This is a genomic window from Nocardioides sp., assembly GCF_030150155.1.
Lineage (GTDB): Bacteria > Actinomycetota > Actinomycetes > Propionibacteriales > Nocardioidaceae > Nocardioides.
The window spans coordinates 57,437-72,104 of record NZ_JASLGR010000031.1 but is presented as its reverse complement, the minus strand read 5'-3'; the positions used below and the strand labels follow the sequence as shown (position 1 = coordinate 72,104).

The following is a 14,668-nucleotide window of genomic DNA, read 5'->3' as shown; positions in this document are numbered from 1 at the left end:
ATCAGTTCGCGACCTTGATCAGGACGGTGCGGACCGGGCAGTTCGTGGCGACCACGTAGACCGGGTAGGTCGTCACGGTCTTCGTGGTCGTGGCCGGCTTCGCCGTGGTGCTGGTCTTCGCCGGGGTCTTGTGCGTGACGGAGACCGGGGCGGGCTGGTGCTGGTGGATGGCGAACATGGGGTTCTCCTTTGAGGAGGTCGTGGAAGGTGGGGTCGGTCAGCCGTTGCCGGACTCGTGGACCGGGTTGGCGGGCTGGGGGCTGGTGGCGGCGAGCAGCTGGGCGGCCCTGGCGGTGACCTCCGAGGCCAGCACGAACGCGCCGTCGGAGTAGGTGTGCTCGAGGTCGAAGGTGACGACGTCGCCGACCCGGGCAGGTCGGTCACGGACGACCATCTCAGCGGTGCAGGAGTAGCCGTAGACCGCTCGGGATCCGAGGTCGATCCCGGGCTTCCGTGTTGCGGACCAGGTCCCGATCGTCTTGTGATTGACGCGGATCACGCCGTGGAGCGACATCAGGAACGCTCCGCTCCGGACCGAGCGGAGGGGTCGTGTTGCCAGCACCAGACGCCGCCGGCATTCGCGGCTCGGCGACATTGGCGGCGCCATAGTGGGCGGGAGCGGCCCCGATCCTTGTAGACCGGACCCTCGACATGGGCGGCGCACAGGCTCGTGACGCTCTCGGCGGCAGGTGTCGTCTGCTCACTCATCGCCGGCCTCCGATCCGGTTGAGCTGTTGTCGAGTCCCTGGAGGACGAGGGGGCGACCAGCGGCGAGGAACTCACGGACGCTGGTGTGCAGGAACGCCAGCAGCGGACCGACGAGCATGTTCATGCACTCCTTGGCCTCGGCCTCACTGGTCGGGGATCCGAACCAGAGATCGGCGGCGGCGCGGGAGTCCCCGTTCATGCAGGCGATCAGCCATCGGGAGACCCAGCGGACAGCGGGGGCGGCTTGGTCGATCGGGACGCGCCCGAGCGGGGTGTGGACCTCGAAGGTCCAGATGCCCGGCTCGGTGTCGCCTGAAGCGCTCGTCCTCATGCAGTGCGCGATCCAGACGAGGCAGTAGAGCACCGTGTGGAACTTCGCGGGGTCGTCCAGGTCCAGCAGGAGCCGGTCGAAGGCGCGTGCACGGGCGGTGGCCGCGTCGGGTTCGTCGGAGGCGAGGGTTGCGAGGAACTCGAGGGCCTTCTCGCTCGCAGCGACGATCCAGTCCGTGTCGGCGCTGTTGGGCCCGGACGGCGGTGTTGTGACGTCGTCCTGTCGGCACGGTAGGTCCGGGCACTGGCAGTCGGCGAGGAGGTCGGAGGACTCGACCACCACGATCCCTTCGCAGCGGTGCGGGCTGGCTGCGCTCTGGCAGGGCGGGCACAGTGCGGCCATCACGCCACCGCCCGGTGCTGGTGGGGCTCGGGGGCGGTGAGGAGGCGTTCGGCGTGGAGGCCGGCGTTGAGGAGGGTGGCCTGGGCGTAGGCGGGCTGGCCGGTGGCGGCGAGCTCGGTGGCGTCGGCTACCGCGGTGGCGAGGATGGCGTCGGCGGCGGCGATGTTCTGAGCCGGGACGCCAGCGGCGCGGAGTTCGATGGCACGGAAGGCCGGAGCCGCTGCCTTGTCGATGGTCTCGAAGGTGGTCATCGTGGGGTGTCCTTGTCGTGAATGTGGAGGCGGTGGGCGGGGTATCCGCTGATGAGTTCGCGGACCCTGGTCTCGGTGGTCTCGTAGGTCTCGCACCACTGGCGGATCAGGTGGAGGGGCTGCGCTGGTCAGGCATCGGCCAGGGCGAGCTTGAGGGAGTCGAGCTGTGCCTGGTCGCCGGTGGTGAGCGGGTAGCCGACCGAGCGGGCCCACTCCCACAGGTCGACGGTGCGGGCCACCAGAGAACGGTCGAAAGCGATCTCGGCGGCGTCGAGGGCGGTAGCGATGAGTCCGGCGACGAGCCGGATCAGCATCAGCCGGGCGCTGGACGGCAGCAGGGTGGCCAGCGCGTCGGCGTGGCCGTTGATCACCGAGACGAGCTCCCAGGACTTCTCCGGCCTGATCTCGGCTGGGACCTGGATCATGTCGGCGTGCACGGTGCCGGTCGGGTAGTTGAACCCGCCGTCGGAGCGGGCCAAGAGCGGCACCAGCGCGCCGGCGAGCGCGGCGAGCGGGTCGGACTTCCCCGACGCCGCGGGGAGGATCGTGTTCAGGTGGTCGGTGAACCACTGGGTGCGGGTCTCACGAACCACCCGGGCGGCCTCGCGCGCAGCGGCTGCCGTGGCATAGGCGTCGGCCCTTGCGGCCTCACGGGCTGCGCTCACCTCGGCGGCGGCCGGGGTCGGCTCGGGGTCGTCGGCCAGCGGGATCGTGAGGGTGTGACCGCCGGGGTTGGCGCACACCACCGTCATAGGCGCGAACGTGTCGATCGGTTCGGGGGCGAAGTAGCCCAGGCACCCGTCGTGCCCCTCGGGGCTAGCCAGCGGCGTGCCGCGCCAGGTGCCGGTGTGGAGGTACTCGAACTCGACCCCGTCGGCGCCGCGGTCGGCCAGGGACAGGGCCCGGTAGCCGAGGGTGTCGTACTCGGCGGCCGTGGCGCGGTTCGCTGCGATCCGGTCCCGGCGGGAGCGCTGCTGGTTCACGACGAGCTGGAAGTCAGCGGTCCCCGCGGCGGCGGTGAGCTCGGCTGTCGCGTCGGGGTCGGCGCCGAACTCGATCAGGACCTCAGCGTCAGCGAGGCTGATCTGGCCCTCGTGGACCCGCTCCAGCTGATCGGGGTCGAGCTTCGCGAGCCGGAGCCGAGACCGCACGGTGCCGACGTTACGTCCCGTCGCCCCAGCGATGTGCTTCGGGCTCATCCCTGCGAACGCGAGCTGCTCGTAGCCGATGGCTTCCTCGACCGGGGTGAGGTCGGTGCGCTGGAGGTTCTCGATCAGCATGAACGCCGTCTGTCCTGTGGTGTCGCCAGCAAGGTCGGCGCGGATGATCGCCGGGACGACGTCCTTGGCGGCCTTCACGGCACCGTCGTGGCGGCGGTTCCCTGCGATGGGCCAGTAGCAGGCCTCGTGCCCGGCGGTGCACCACCCGGCGTCGACCGGTACCAGGGTGATGGGCTGGAGGACGCCCTGCGATGCGATCGACGCGACCAGCTCGGCGTCGGCGACGGTCTCCAGGCGGACGTTGTTGGGGTGAGGGTGGATCAGGTCGACGGGCACGAGCTGCCCGATGGTCTCGGTGGTCATGATGCGCGCACCAGCCCTCGGTAGGCGGTGACGGGGACGTCGAAGAGTTCGGCGGCAGCAGTGATCGGGTCGGCGTGATGTGCCGGCACCGGGAGACCGAACACGCGCCGATGTCCGCCCTTGTCCAGCGATGCGTTGGTGACGACGAGGATCCGGGCCCGCTCGTCGTACAGCTGCATGTCGCTGGGGAGGTCGAAGAGTCGGATCTCGTGGGGGCTGTTGCCCGGGTCCGGCGCCGATGCGACGAGCGTGAGACGGTGGAGGACGTTCTCCCATCCGATCCGCTCGATACCAGCGCGGCGGATCTCGGAGTTCGGCTCCTTCAGGACCCGCTCGAGGTCCCAGGAGAAGAAGTCGTTCGGCACCGCGAGGCCGTGCCAGTAGTTCAGTGCCCAGCCGTCGCCGTAGACCTTCGCGGGGCCGGTGGCGTTGTGGAGCTCGTTGTTCTGGTCGAGGTGGATCTCGGTCTGGCGGTCCGAGACGATGCAGAACTTCGGGTGCATGATTCGCTGGCCGCCGTTGAGGGCTGCCTGCTCGTAGTGCCGCCACTTCTCGTAGACGGGAAGGTCGAGGCCGGCGATCCGGTCGAAGAAGGACAGGTACGACGGCCAGGCCGACCAGTCGCTCCCGCCGTCCCGCATCTGGTATGCCGTCCCCGTGCAGCGAACCAGGAACGCAATCAGCCCGCCGTCAGCGGTGGCCGAGCGGGTGGCCGAGGCGGTGGCCGAGTAGGTGGCCGAGTAGGTGGCCGAGTAGGTGGCCGAGTAGGTGGCCGAGTCGGTGGCCGAGTAGGTGGCCGAGTCGGTGGCCGAGTAGGTGGCCGAGTCGGTGGCCGAGCGGGTGGCCGAGGCGGTGGCCGAGTAGGTGGCCGAGGCGGTGGCCGAGTAGGTGGCCGAGTAGGTGGCCGAGTAGGTGGCCGAGTAGGTGGCCGAGCGGGTGGCCGAGTCGGTGGCCGAGGCGGTGGCCGAGCGGGTGGCCGAGGCGGTGGCCGAGCGGGTGGCCGAGTCGGTGGCCGAGGCGGTGGCCGAGTCGGTGGCCGAGTAGGTGGCCGAGGCGGTGGCCGAGTAGGTGGCCGAGTAGGTGGCCGAGTAGGTGGCCGAGCGGGTGGCCGAGGCGGTGGCCGAGTCGGTGGCCGAGTCGGTGGCCGAGTCGGTGGCCGAGCGGGTGGCCGAGGCGGTGGCCGAGGCGAGACTGAACGGCTCTCTGCCCTCGATCCCAACGGTGATGGCGTACTCACAAGCCGGAGCGATCGCCGCCATCAGGTCCGCATCGGTCATGGTGCGGCCGAAGAGCGCGACATGACGGCCGGGGTTCTCCCGAAGCCACCACACGCCTGCGGCGACCCCGCCGGCAACTGAGGCAGCCAGCGGGGACTTCACGAACGCGATCGCCAGTGGACGGGCAAGGTCCGCGGCGTCGTAGAGGCCGTTGATCGACTCGATCATCTTGGGCTGGTCGCAGGGTTCGGTGGAGAAGGCGTTCGCGATCCAGTAGTCCGCCCACGCTCCGAGCTGTGCTTCGTGCTCGGGGTGGTCCTTGAAGCTGTAGAGGCTCATCAGTCGGCCACGCGCTGCCACTCGCCGGCGAACTCGCGCTGGCGGCGGATCTCGTAGGTGCCGTGGCCGATGCCGAGGACGTTGTGTTCCTCGGTGTGGATCAAGGTGGCCTCACTGCCGAGGGTGACGGTGAGCCAGCCCTGGACGAGTTCGTCGTCCTGGTTGGCTCGGGGGTTGGGGAGCCAGAGGCACTCACCGGTGAGGGTGTGGAGGGTGTGGGTGTTGGCCACCTTCGTTTCGGCGCGGACCACGACCACCCCGGCAGGGGTGATGGGGTGGGCGCCGGCGCTGCGGTCGGTCGTGACCTTGAGGATGAGGACGTCGCCCTGGCGCTGGTTGCCGATCAGGACGGGGACCTCAAGGTCGAGGTGCTCGATGCTGTCGAGGCTGATGCCGCGGCTGGCGAGGATGCTGGCGTTGGTGTGCTGGTTCACGATGGATTCCTTCACTCGGGGTGTGGTGGTGTTCAGTCGGTCTTGAGGGATGCGGGAGCGGCGGCGTGGGCCTGCCAGACGCCGATGTTCTTGAGGTGGGTGGACTCCAGGCGGGAGGGTTCTTCGCCGACGAGGACCATCAGCGGGATCCCGTTCTCCTTGCGCATGGAGTAGGACCGGAACCGGGATCCGACGAGGCCGTGGTTCCCGGCCGGGAGACGGTCGCGGATCGTGTTCGCGGAGAACGGCTTCCCTGACGCGATGGCGTCCTCGATGGTCTTGTCCACGAGGGCCTTGACCCGGGAGTCGGCCGCGAGGGCAGCGTTGTCGATCCCGGTGTCGCGGGCCTGGCGTGCGGCGGCGAGCTTCTCCGCGATGGTCATGACGGGCTGTTCACTCATCGCCGGACCCCGATCCGAGCCGAGTGAGCGGGCCGAAGTCTCGGTCGAGCATCGTTGGTGTCCCTCGACACGCGCCGTAAGCGCCGTTGGGTTCGCGCCGGTACCAGATGCCCGAGAACGACTTCCAGACTGAGCCGTCCCTGTCCACCAAGGTCGTGTCGCTCTCGGCAGCAGGTGTCATCTCGGTGGTGGTCATGAGCGGGGTCCTCTCGTCTCGAGGTAGAGGGCGAGCAGCGCGATGACGGCGAAGAGGCCGAGCGCGGCCAGCCCGATGAGCGGGTTGGTGTTGGGGTTCACCGGCGGTGCGGCTTCGCGGTGGCGGCAGCGACCTGGATCCAGGCGTCGCAGAACTCCCCGATCACGGTGCTGTGGGTGCACGCCCCGGTGGCGTTCCAGGTGAGCCGGGTGACCGGCACGGCCTCGAGGTACTCGGCCCAGGCTTCGACGTCGGCGTGGGTGGCGACGGTGAACTCGATCCGGGGCGAGTACTCGGCCGGGACCTGGTTGGGGTGGCCGGTCTCCTGCCTGGCACCGACCCTGATCGGTGCCGGGAGGCCGCAGGCGGCAGCGTGGTTCCCGATCAGGACGGCTGCGGCGAGGTTCTGGAGCGCGGTCCGTGCGGGGACGCTGGTAGCGACGGTGGTGTCCATCTAGACTCCTGGGTGGTTGGTGCCGCCCCTGGCTTCCTACGGCTTCGAGGGGCGGCGCTGCTGTTTCTCGGGGAGGGACCTGACCGGCTGGGTGGGTCAGGCCGTGGGGAGGAGTTCGCGTTCCCAGGTCGGGAGGTAGCGGTCCTGGGCTCGCCGGGCCACCGCGATGTCGACGCGGTCCTGCTGGATCCGGGCGGCCCGGATCACGTCGCGGTCGTACTGCTCGGCTTCGCGTTGGGCGACGATCCGTGCTCGTTCCTCAGGGCTCCGTTCGGCCGATTCGAGCTTCCGGCGGTGGCGGTAGAGGTCGAGCTCAACGGCACGCAACGCCTTGCCCTCGGCGGTCGTCGGGTTCCGGGGTGCGCACCCGAACCGCATCATCAGGACCCGTCCGATCTGGTGGGACTCCTCGACGCTGCGGGCCCACCCGGCGATCGCGGCGAGGTCTTCGACGGTGAGGTTCCCGAACGCGGCATCCATCTCGGCGCGGGTCGTCGTCACCGGTGCACCACCGGCAAGGCGGGCGGTGCACCGGCGACACACTCGACGGTCCGATCCAAGCACCGCGACCCCGTCAGGGAGCTGCGCGAGGCGTCGAGTGCGGGCACCGCAGACCGGCAGGAGCCGGCCGGTGGTGCAGACGTGGGCGACGGCCTTGCCGTCAGCGGTCGGGCGGAGCCGGCGGGCGACCGCGGCGCTGCCGGGCCGTTCGGCCAGGACACTGCCGGAACGCAAGGCGGCGACCAGGAGGAGCGCGGGAGCGATGGTGGCCATCACCGGTACTCCTTCCTGGGGGCGTGACGCCGGGCCAAGAGGCGCTGCCGGTGGGTGATGGACCGGCACCTGGACCGGCACCTGGACCGGTCCAGGGCCGCGGCCCGGGCCTTCCGATCACGCTGAACGTCGGACCAAGCCGAGACCGCGAAGGAGAGAGCCAAGAGGCTGACGAGAAGGCACACGAACATCAGCCGGCCTCAGGAAGCGACTCGATGTGGTCGTGCAGCGACTTGGTATTGACCAAGACCCGTCGCCCCTCGTTCTTGCCGCGGATCAGCCCGGCTCGGAGCCATTCGTCGATCGTCCACTCGCTCACGGCGCTGTCCCGCGCGGCGTCCTTGCGGGACAGCCAGGTAGGCAGGATCGCCGGCGGCGCCTGCTTCTTGGCGGCCATCAGGCTGCGCTCCCGCACTGACTGCTGTTGACGGGCTGGATGAAGGTCTCGATGGGCACCCCGAGCCAAGCGGAGATCGCGACAAGGTCCGAGACGCTGAAGTCGGACTCGGCGTTCATTCGGCGGGAGACGGTGCCGGGTGTGACGCCGAGTTTTCCGGCCAGATCGCCCTGTGTCTTGCGCTGACGAGCAAGCTCGGCGCGGACGGCGTTCGCGGCGTACTGGGTGGGTGTGGTCACGTCGTTGAGTTTGTATGACTCGGCATACGGTGTCAAGTAAGGCAGACAACTATTCCAAAAGTCATACACTCTGTGTCAGTATGTCCGCATGGACATGCCTTCCCCGGAGTACCTAGCCAGGTTTGAAGCGGCGCTCGTGATGGAGATCAAGGCGGCTCGCGCTCGTCGCGGGATCACCTCGTCGCGTGAACTCGCTGAGCTGCTGGGGGAGAACCCTCAGTGGGTCTCGAACCGACTAGACGGGGGGAACCCTCGGACGGGCAAGCGTGTGGCGATCAGCGTCACCGACCTCATGCGGATCGCAGAGGTCTTGGAGATGCAGCCGGTGGATCTCATCAAGGCTGCCGAGAAAGCGGCCTTGAGTGAAGCGGTTGAGGTGGTTGCGGTGGAGTTCGGTAAGCAGCGGCCGACTGGTTCGGTCAGGACTGCTGCGCGCAGTCCTCGCAAGCCGGATGGTCGCCGGTGATCGATGTTCTGTCGGAGTCGGTCCCTACCCTCCCCGTCGTGCCGCATCCACCATTGAATCCCTGGCGCCGGTTCGCGAAGCTGGTTCACATCGAACTGCGGTGGCACCATCCGGAGGACGATGAGTCCTTGGGTCTTACGGACTACGACGCGGGCACGATCAGCCTCCGGACGGACCTCGACCAGGCTCAGCGCCGGTCGACTATCTTGCATGAGCTCCTGCATGTCGAGCGCGGCCCCGCGGCCGACGTCCCTGTGCTCGTTGCGCGGGAAGAACTGCGCGTCGGGCGAGAGGCGGCCCGGCTGCTCTTGCCCGACATTTGCAAGGTGGGCGACGCGCTTGCCTGGGCGCAGAACTACACCGAGGCTGCCGACGAGCTATGGGTCGACTTGGACACGTTGCTCGATCGCCTCGACTCTCTGCACCCAGTGGAGCTGCACTACCTTCGTCGTCGGCTGGCTGATCAGTAGTCAGGGTGCGCCTCACTGCTCATGCGGGTGTGCCTTCGATGGCGGAGGGCGACGCACCCTGGAGTCTCGGTGCGATCTTCTCCAGTGCCTCAAGTGCACGCTCAGTTCTGACGTGCTGGTAGCCCCGTGTCGTAGTGATCGACGAGTGGCCCATGATCGCGGTGATGATCTTCGGGTCGACGCCGGCTTCCATGAGCAGCGTCGCCGTGGTGTGCCGGGCCTCGTGGCGGACGTAGTACCTGCCGGTGGCGTGCCGAACCGGCTCGCCGAGGAGAAGTGAGGCGGAGTCCTGGAGTGACTGCCACTCCTCGATGTCTGAAGGAGTGCGGGCGGGGTTGCCGTCCGCGTCGGGGAAGACGAGGTCCCACTCACTGGCTGGCGCAACGTCCCTCCATGCCAGCAGGGCCTCCCTGAACCACGGCACCATCGGGATCACTCGATAGCCGGACTTCGACTTCACTTCGACCAGGTGCCAGGCCCCGGTCAGGTGGCGGGACCTGTAGCCGCGCGGCATCCGGAAGCCCTTGGACTTGTCCTTCGCGTCGAGGTACTGGAGCTCCTGGAGTTGCCAGCAAACCGTGATGGTCCCGCGATCGAAGTCGACGCCCTCGTCCCATGTCAGGCCGAGGCTCTCGTTCGGGCGCAGTCCGTTGATCAGCGCGCCGAGCCACCGTGCGGCATGGGGCAGGGTGGCGGCGGCCTGGAGGACTGCGCCGGCGTGGGTGACCTCAAGCTCGGTCCGGTCGGACTCGCCGACCCCGGGGGAGGGAACGTGAAAGATCCGCTGTGGCACGTCGTGGCCCTCAAGGACTGCGTCGGACAGCATCTTGATGGCGGTTCGGAAGACGCGCAGTTGCGACGACGTGGCGGCGTCGTCTTCGGCCATCGCCGTCATCACGGCCTCGATGTCGGATGGGGCGAGGGACGACAGCTTGCGGGTGCCGATCGCGTCGGTGATCTTGCTGACTGCCCATCGGTCGGCCACGAAGGTCTTCGGTCGGACCTTCGTCTCCCGTGACTCGATCCACTTCGATCCCCACGACAGCACTGAGGTGCTGGTCCGTGTCGACACTGAAGCCCCCTGGCGTGCCACCTGCTTGATCTTGGCGTCGACCTTCTTGCGGCACTCCGCCTCGGTCTTGCCGTAGACGGTGACGATGCGGCGCTTCCCATTGGGGTGGTAGCCCGCACTGACCCTGCCCATCCAGCGACCATCGCTCCGCTGCGAGATCCCGCCCGTCCCGTTCTGTCGGCGCTTACCCCTAGTGTCCGCCACGTCTCCACTGCCTCCCGCTAGTGCCTGCCTTGACACACAAAAGTACACACAATGACACACAAGTCGACATGACCCGGCAGGACTATTTGAGCGTAGATCGGGGTCCGTTGAGCACCCATTCTACTCACTCGTAATGAAGATGTCGTCAGTTCGATTCTGACAGGCGGCTCCATCAGGAACGTGGCCCTGTTCAGCGGAAACGCTGAACAGGGCCACTCTTCATTTCGTCTCAAGGTGAGGCCGCGACGGCGTGACTCACGCCGGGGTGATGTCGGAGACGCCCCCGGCCGGCTCGGGCAGCGGTCGGGCGCAGCCAGCCAGGAGTCTCCGCACCATCACGCGGGCGTCCTCGCGCTCGTAGTCGGGCCCGAGGATGCACAGGTTGCCGACGGCTCGCATCAGGACGTACGGCGTCAGCGTCAGGTCGAGCTCGCCGCGGGCGGCGGCCGCTTCGACGAGGAGGCCGCAGGCGGGCACCAGCTCGTCGAGCATCAGCGAGTGCAGTTCCCCGAACGCGGCATCGTCGGATTGGAGCGCCATCCCCAGGCCGTGCTTGGTGACCAGGAAGTCCACGAACGCATCGATCCAGCGCTCCAGTGCGGCAGCGGGTTGGGTGGACTCCTGGAGCTCGTGGGCCAGGGCGACGCAGGCGTCGATCTGGTGGCGGTAGACGGCGACGACGAGGTCTCCGCGGCTGGGGAAGTGGCGGTAGACCGTGCCGAGCCCGACCTGGGCCAGCCCTGCGATGTCGCGGATCGGAGCGTGCACGCCCTCGGTGACGAAGATCTGCGTCGCCGCGGTGAGGAGTGCTTGCCGGGTGCGTTGGGCGCTTGCCTCTCGGGCGCTGGGTTGCGCGGACATGACTCTCCCTTGCTTCGCGGAACAGCGTTCCGTTAATGTTGCGGAACCAGGTTCCGCTAAGTATGCGGCACCGCTCTCTTGAACAGGAACTCCACTCATGTCCTCGCACGCACAGCACCAGGTGATCGCGATCAAGCCCATCGTCGTTCCGACGGAGCAGCGCCCGATCGACCTGCACGTCAAGGTGACCGCCCCGCGGGAGGGGGAGGGCCTGCCGGTCATCGTCTTCTCCCATGGCAACGCCTGGTCGATGGATGGCTACGAGCCTCTGGTCGACCGCTGGGCCGCGGCTGGCTTCGTCGTCGTCCAGCCCACGCACCTCGACTCCCGGCGCCACGGCATCGGCTTCGACGACCCGCGGTTCCCGACCATCTGGCGGGTCCGGGGCGCTGACCTGGGGGCGGTCTTCGACCACCTCGACGACGTCGCGGCACAGGCTGGTCTCGGTGGCCGGGTCGACACCTCCCGGGTGGCGCTGGTGGGTCATTCGTGGGGCGCGCAGACGGTCGGCATGCTGCTCGGCGCCGGGGTCCTGGGGGCGAGCGGAGAGCCGGGGGAGGACTTCTCGCGTGCGGACATTCGGGCGGGGGTCCTGATCGCCGCAACCGGCACCGGCGACTCCCTGCTGCCCTTCGCCCGGGAGCATCTGTCGTTCATGTGGCCGGACTACAGCACGATGGTCGCCCCGGCGCTCGTCATCGCCGGCGAGAACGACCAGTCGCGGATGTCCGGCCGTGGGCCGGACTGGTTCCTCGACGCCTATGAGCTGAGCCCGGCGCCGAAGAGCCTGGTCGTGGTCCCGGGCGGCGAGCACACCTTGGGCGGCATCGCCGGAGAGGCGGTTGCGGAGACGACCGACACCGATCCGGCAAGGGTGGCCCTCGTGGCCGACGCGGTGAGCAGCTACCTCCGCACGGCCCTCGACGTCGATCCGCAGGCATGGGCGGCGTTCGGTGACGCGGCGGCCGTCGCAGGCACGGTGACGCTCACTGAGAAGGCTGCGGAGCAGGAAGGCCGACACGATGGCCGACTGGATGGCTGACTCAGTGGTCGCTGGGGGTGCCGGTCTCACTCAGTGTGACCGGCGTCACAGGGTGCTCGAATCTTCGCTACGGTGTGCGCCGTCCACCTTGTAGAGGGAGAAATGCCATGACTGTCATCACCGGGACCGACGGGTCCGAGCGCGCCGAGCGTGCCGTCACCACCGCCGCTGGCGTGGCGCTGGCCCTGGGCCAGCCCCTCGTGGTCGTCACGGTCCACCGGGAGTTCGGCGGGGAGACCTTCGGCCGGCTCGACGAGGAGCAGCTGATGCACCCCAGCGAGCACGCGGGGGCGATCGCCAACCAGTCGGCCCGCCGGGTCGTCGAGGAGTTCCCCGGCCTGGTCGCCGAGGGGCGCGCGTACGCCGGCAAGCCCGCCGAGGGCCTGCTGCTCGCGGCCGCCGACGTCGACGCGAGCCTGATCGTGGTGGGCAACCGTCGCGTCCAGGGCGCCGGTCGGGTGCTGGGCAGCATCGCCAGCGAGGTCACCCGCCAGGCTCCGTGCGACGTCTACATCGCGCACACGCAGGAGTAGCGGCAGTGGGCTCGGGCCGCGATCCTCAACAAACCTTCACGTTGCGGCCCTAGCCGTGCGGGTGGCGGCCCGTTACGTTGAAACCCGCGGTCACAGGGGCCGTGCAGTGACTCGGAGGTACTGATGGCTGGCAAGTTCGAGGTCTACGAAGCGTCCAACGGCAAGTTCCACTTCCGGCTCAAGGCCGGCAACGGCGAGATCGTCGCCACCGGCCAGGGCTACGCCTCCAAGCAGGGCGCGATCGACGGCACCAAGGCCGTCCAGCGTGCCGCTGAGGGTGCCGAGGTCCACGACCTCACCTGAGACATCGGCCGTCCCGTGGCCCGGGGGTGTGGACACGGGACGGCCGAGCTGTCCTGTCAGGCGTCGTGTGACGCCGTCAGCCGAGGCCTGTGCAGCACGACCTTCGTGGTCCGCGCCGCATAGGCCTCGGGTGCGTCTGCCCAGTCGGCCAGCACCGTCGTGACCTTCTCCGCCGGGAACCCGGTCTCGGCGACGAACGCCAGCAGCTCGGGCAGGGCCGGGCGGATGTGGGAGACCCCGACGTTGAGGGTCGCGCTGGTGGCGTACATGTCCATCACCGGCAGCTTGGTCGAGGCGCCGACGTAGTAGCCGGTGCCGGTGCAGATCCCGCCGGCCCGCAGAGCCCGCAGGGCGTCGCGCAGACCCTGCTCGGCCGAGGACGCCTCGACGGCGACGTCGTACCGCGTCGGGAGCGAGCCGAGGACCGACGTCCAGCGCTTGCGCTGCACGCTGATCACTCGGGCGCCGAGCTCCTCGGCGATCCGCAGGCGCTCCGGGTCGTCATCGACGTAGTCGACCGTCGCAGCACCCGAGCGCACGGCGATCCCGGCGGCGTAGAGCCCGATCGAGCGGGCGCCGCCGCCGATCACCAGCACGGTGCCGTCGGGGCGCTGGCGCAGCGCCGGGACGACAGCGCGCCAGGCGTCGGTCAGGTTGTCGCTGGCCGCGGCCAGCCGGAGCGGGTCGATCCCGTCGGGCACCCGGACCAGCATCGCGTCGGCGTACGGCACTCGGACGGAGTCCGCCACCAGCCCGCCCCACGGCCCGCTCGCCGGCCCGAAGCCGTACGCCGCCAGCATCCCGCCCGGACTGGAGGTGACCGCGACCGAGCACTTCGCGGTCAGGCCCAGCCGGCACTCGCGGCACTGCCCGCACGAGATCGCCCACGGCACGATCACCAGGTCACCCACCGCCAGCGAGGTCACCGCGGGGCCGACCGCGGTCACCTCGGCGATCGCCTCGTGCCCGATCCCGAACGGTCCCTGGAACGGCACCTCGCCGGCGATCGCGCCGATCGAGGGGTCCAGCAGGCCGAGCCTCAGGCCGGCCTGCATCGGACGGGAGACGGGGCGGTGGATCGGCAGCGAGTCACCGTCGCAGCGGCTGGCGATGATCGGGCGGACCAGCACGTCGGTGGGCTCGACCAGCACCGGATCGGGGCGGTCCACCCAGGCCAGCTCGCCGGTCTTGATGAAGTTCAGTTCGCGCACTCGTGTGTTCCCGTCCATCGCCGTCGAGCCCTCGCCTAGCCTAGTGACGTGATCAGCGCCCACCGCCTGGGCGTCGGCTGGTCGGTCGGCCCCGGCGGTCTCCGCCAGGCCCTCGACGAGCTGGCCGCCCTCGGGATCGACTACGTGGAGTTCGACCTCCAGCGCTGCGTCGACGGGGTCGTCGTCGCGGTGCACGACGCCACCGTCACCATCGCCGGACGCGAGCGCTGGATCGGCGAGGTGACCTTCGCCGAGCTGGCGGCCCACCTGCCCGACCTCTTCCGGTACGACGACCTCCTCGGGGCCCTCGCCGCCACCGGTCTCGGCGCCCACATCGACCTGAAGTTCACGTCGCCGTCGTACGCCGACCCGGAGCGCGTCTGGGAGGTGCAGGCCGTGGCCCGGGCGGTCCAGGTGCTGGGCGTGGCTCGGGTGGTGGCGACCACCAAGCACGCCGAGTCCGTGCTGGCACTGCGGACCTGGGCCGATCAGCAGCGGATCGCCCTGCGGGTCGGGCTCTCGCTCGGCACCGGCACCCGTGGGCTGCCACTGGGCCGCGCGGCCCGTCAGGTGTGGGGCGAGCTCTTCCCGGGACGGCGCTTCGCCGCGGTGCGGGCGAACGTGATGGTGGCGCACTACTCCCTAGCGCGGCTCACCCTGGCGCGCTTCGCGCGGCGGCGGGGGCTGCCGTTGCTGGTGTGGACCGTCGACTCCCCGCGGGGGCTGGCATACTGGCTGCGTCCGGGGCGGGCCTGGCTGGTCACGACGAACAGGCCGCTGCAGGCTGTGAAGTTCCTGGGCACGCGGGACAGGCACTCCCTGTCGCCCTAGGGTGAAGGC

The 14,668-nt window shown here is 69.4% G+C and carries 22 protein-coding genes; 6 read left to right on the top strand and 16 right to left on the bottom strand.

What is annotated here, in order from left to right:
- Position 1: 1 nt before the first annotated feature.
- From Q1V88_RS09260 to Q1V88_RS09200, 13 genes are all read right to left on the bottom strand, one after another.
- Positions 2-178, bottom strand: coding sequence for a hypothetical protein (locus Q1V88_RS09260; RefSeq protein ID WP_300680704.1), 177 nt, complete (start codon positions 176-178; stop codon positions 2-4).
- A 39-nt stretch (positions 179-217) separates the two neighbouring features.
- Complete coding sequence (locus tag Q1V88_RS09255) at positions 218-514, bottom strand: hypothetical protein (RefSeq protein WP_300680702.1); 297 nt, start codon at positions 512-514, stop codon at positions 218-220.
- Between the two features lie 186 nt (positions 515-700).
- Positions 701-1,318, bottom strand: a complete 618-nt coding sequence (locus Q1V88_RS09250) for a hypothetical protein (RefSeq protein ID WP_300680700.1) — start codon at positions 1,316-1,318, stop codon at positions 701-703.
- Positions 1,319-1,380: 62 nt separating this feature from the next.
- Positions 1,381-1,632, bottom strand: a complete 252-nt coding sequence (locus Q1V88_RS09245; RefSeq protein WP_300680698.1) for a hypothetical protein — start codon at positions 1,630-1,632, stop codon at positions 1,381-1,383.
- Positions 1,633-1,760: 128 nt separating this feature from the next.
- On the bottom strand, positions 1,761-3,215 hold the full coding sequence (locus Q1V88_RS09240) for a ParB/RepB/Spo0J family partition protein (protein WP_300680696.1): 1,455 nt from the start codon (positions 3,213-3,215) through the stop codon (positions 1,761-1,763).
- Positions 3,212-4,771: a DUF6745 domain-containing protein gene (locus Q1V88_RS09235; RefSeq protein ID WP_300680694.1), complete on the bottom strand. Its 1,560-nt coding sequence runs from the start codon at positions 4,769-4,771 to the stop codon at positions 3,212-3,214. The genes Q1V88_RS09240 and Q1V88_RS09235 overlap by 4 nt, the downstream gene beginning before the upstream one ends.
- Complete coding sequence (locus Q1V88_RS09230; protein ID WP_300680692.1) at positions 4,771-5,205, bottom strand: hypothetical protein; 435 nt, start codon at positions 5,203-5,205, stop codon at positions 4,771-4,773. The genes Q1V88_RS09235 and Q1V88_RS09230 overlap by 1 nt, the downstream gene beginning before the upstream one ends.
- 32 nt (positions 5,206-5,237) lie before the next feature.
- The gene (locus Q1V88_RS09225; protein ID WP_300680690.1) at positions 5,238-5,606 is read right to left on the bottom strand and encodes a hypothetical protein; all 369 of its coding nucleotides are present in this window, start codon (positions 5,604-5,606) and stop codon (positions 5,238-5,240) included.
- Positions 5,599-5,802: a hypothetical protein gene (locus tag Q1V88_RS09220; RefSeq protein WP_300680688.1), complete on the bottom strand. Its 204-nt coding sequence runs from the start codon at positions 5,800-5,802 to the stop codon at positions 5,599-5,601. The genes Q1V88_RS09225 and Q1V88_RS09220 overlap by 8 nt, the downstream gene beginning before the upstream one ends.
- A 97-nt stretch (positions 5,803-5,899) precedes the next feature.
- Positions 5,900-6,256, bottom strand: coding sequence for a hypothetical protein (locus tag Q1V88_RS09215; RefSeq protein ID WP_300680686.1), 357 nt, complete (start codon positions 6,254-6,256; stop codon positions 5,900-5,902).
- Positions 6,257-6,352: 96 nt separating this feature from the next.
- Positions 6,353-7,030 (bottom strand): hypothetical protein, encoded by a 678-nt coding sequence (locus tag Q1V88_RS09210; RefSeq protein ID WP_300680684.1) that lies wholly within the window; start codon positions 7,028-7,030, stop codon positions 6,353-6,355.
- 190 nt (positions 7,031-7,220) lie between these two features.
- A complete protein-coding gene (locus Q1V88_RS09205) occupies positions 7,221-7,427 on the bottom strand; it encodes a hypothetical protein (RefSeq protein WP_300680682.1) in 207 nt (68 codons plus the stop codon).
- On the bottom strand, positions 7,427-7,666 hold the full coding sequence (locus Q1V88_RS09200) for a helix-turn-helix transcriptional regulator (RefSeq protein WP_300680680.1): 240 nt from the start codon (positions 7,664-7,666) through the stop codon (positions 7,427-7,429). Before Q1V88_RS09200 ends, Q1V88_RS09205 begins: the two co-directional genes overlap by 1 nt.
- A gap of 88 nt (positions 7,667-7,754) precedes the next feature.
- On the opposite strand from Q1V88_RS09200, the gene Q1V88_RS09195 reads away from it, so the two are divergent.
- Together Q1V88_RS09195 and Q1V88_RS09190 are read left to right on the top strand one after the other, a co-directional pair.
- Positions 7,755-8,132, top strand: coding sequence for a helix-turn-helix transcriptional regulator (locus Q1V88_RS09195; RefSeq protein WP_300680679.1), 378 nt, complete (start codon positions 7,755-7,757; stop codon positions 8,130-8,132).
- Positions 8,129-8,602 (top strand): hypothetical protein, encoded by a 474-nt coding sequence (locus Q1V88_RS09190; protein ID WP_300680677.1) that lies wholly within the window; start codon positions 8,129-8,131, stop codon positions 8,600-8,602. The genes Q1V88_RS09195 and Q1V88_RS09190 overlap by 4 nt, the downstream gene beginning before the upstream one ends.
- A gap of 19 nt (positions 8,603-8,621) precedes the next feature.
- Here Q1V88_RS09190 and Q1V88_RS09185 read toward each other — a convergent pair whose 3' ends face one another.
- Both Q1V88_RS09185 and Q1V88_RS09180 read right to left on the bottom strand, forming a co-directional pair.
- Positions 8,622-9,914, bottom strand: coding sequence for a site-specific integrase (locus tag Q1V88_RS09185; protein ID WP_300680675.1), 1,293 nt, complete (start codon positions 9,912-9,914; stop codon positions 8,622-8,624).
- Positions 9,915-10,133: 219 nt separating this feature from the next.
- Positions 10,134-10,739 (bottom strand): TetR/AcrR family transcriptional regulator, encoded by a 606-nt coding sequence (locus Q1V88_RS09180; RefSeq protein WP_300680674.1) that lies wholly within the window; start codon positions 10,737-10,739, stop codon positions 10,134-10,136.
- 97 nt (positions 10,740-10,836) lie between these two features.
- On the opposite strand from Q1V88_RS09180, the gene Q1V88_RS09175 reads away from it, so the two are divergent.
- The 3 genes from Q1V88_RS09175 (at position 10,837) to Q1V88_RS09165 (ending at position 12,617) form a co-directional block, all read left to right on the top strand.
- The gene (locus Q1V88_RS09175) at positions 10,837-11,781 is read left to right on the top strand and encodes a chlorophyllase (protein WP_300680672.1); all 945 of its coding nucleotides are present in this window, start codon (positions 10,837-10,839) and stop codon (positions 11,779-11,781) included.
- Between the two features lie 107 nt (positions 11,782-11,888).
- Positions 11,889-12,314, top strand: a complete 426-nt coding sequence (locus tag Q1V88_RS09170; protein WP_300680670.1) for a universal stress protein — start codon at positions 11,889-11,891, stop codon at positions 12,312-12,314.
- A gap of 123 nt (positions 12,315-12,437) precedes the next feature.
- Positions 12,438-12,617 (top strand): DUF1508 domain-containing protein, encoded by a 180-nt coding sequence (locus Q1V88_RS09165; RefSeq protein WP_300680668.1) that lies wholly within the window; start codon positions 12,438-12,440, stop codon positions 12,615-12,617.
- Between the two features lie 56 nt (positions 12,618-12,673).
- Here Q1V88_RS09165 and Q1V88_RS09160 read toward each other — a convergent pair whose 3' ends face one another.
- Complete coding sequence (locus Q1V88_RS09160; protein ID WP_300680666.1) at positions 12,674-13,828, bottom strand: alcohol dehydrogenase catalytic domain-containing protein; 1,155 nt, start codon at positions 13,826-13,828, stop codon at positions 12,674-12,676.
- Between the two features lie 48 nt (positions 13,829-13,876).
- Here Q1V88_RS09160 and Q1V88_RS09155 point away from each other — a divergent pair, with 48 nt between their 5' ends.
- Positions 13,877-14,659: a glycerophosphodiester phosphodiesterase family protein gene (locus tag Q1V88_RS09155; protein ID WP_300680664.1), complete on the top strand. Its 783-nt coding sequence runs from the start codon at positions 13,877-13,879 to the stop codon at positions 14,657-14,659.
- Positions 14,660-14,668: the final 9 nt, after the last annotated feature.

Coding starts and splice junctions, on each gene's coding strand:
- Q1V88_RS09260 (WP_300680704.1), bottom strand. CDS start 178: ATGTTCGCCATCCACCAGCACCAGCCCGCCCCGGTCTCCGTCACGCAC.
- Q1V88_RS09255 (WP_300680702.1), bottom strand. CDS start 514: ATGTCGCTCCACGGCGTGATCCGCGTCAATCACAAGACGATCGGGACC.
- Q1V88_RS09245 (WP_300680698.1), bottom strand. CDS start 1,632: ATGACCACCTTCGAGACCATCGACAAGGCAGCGGCTCCGGCCTTCCGT.
- Q1V88_RS09240 (WP_300680696.1), bottom strand. CDS start 3,215: ATGACCACCGAGACCATCGGGCAGCTCGTGCCCGTCGACCTGATCCAC.
- Q1V88_RS09235 (WP_300680694.1), bottom strand. CDS start 4,771: ATGAGCCTCTACAGCTTCAAGGACCACCCCGAGCACGAAGCACAGCTC.
- Q1V88_RS09225 (WP_300680690.1), bottom strand. CDS start 5,606: ATGAGTGAACAGCCCGTCATGACCATCGCGGAGAAGCTCGCCGCCGCA.
- Q1V88_RS09220 (WP_300680688.1), bottom strand. CDS start 5,802: ATGACCACCACCGAGATGACACCTGCTGCCGAGAGCGACACGACCTTG.
- Q1V88_RS09215 (WP_300680686.1), bottom strand. CDS start 6,256: ATGGACACCACCGTCGCTACCAGCGTCCCCGCACGGACCGCGCTCCAG.
- Q1V88_RS09210 (WP_300680684.1), bottom strand. CDS start 7,030: ATGGCCACCATCGCTCCCGCGCTCCTCCTGGTCGCCGCCTTGCGTTCC.
- Q1V88_RS09205 (WP_300680682.1), bottom strand. CDS start 7,427: ATGGCCGCCAAGAAGCAGGCGCCGCCGGCGATCCTGCCTACCTGGCTG.
- Q1V88_RS09195 (WP_300680679.1), top strand. CDS start 7,755: ATGGACATGCCTTCCCCGGAGTACCTAGCCAGGTTTGAAGCGGCGCTC.
- Q1V88_RS09180 (WP_300680674.1), bottom strand. CDS start 10,739: ATGTCCGCGCAACCCAGCGCCCGAGAGGCAAGCGCCCAACGCACCCGG.
- Q1V88_RS09175 (WP_300680672.1), top strand. CDS start 10,837: ATGTCCTCGCACGCACAGCACCAGGTGATCGCGATCAAGCCCATCGTC.
- Q1V88_RS09170 (WP_300680670.1), top strand. CDS start 11,889: ATGACTGTCATCACCGGGACCGACGGGTCCGAGCGCGCCGAGCGTGCC.
- Q1V88_RS09165 (WP_300680668.1), top strand. CDS start 12,438: ATGGCTGGCAAGTTCGAGGTCTACGAAGCGTCCAACGGCAAGTTCCAC.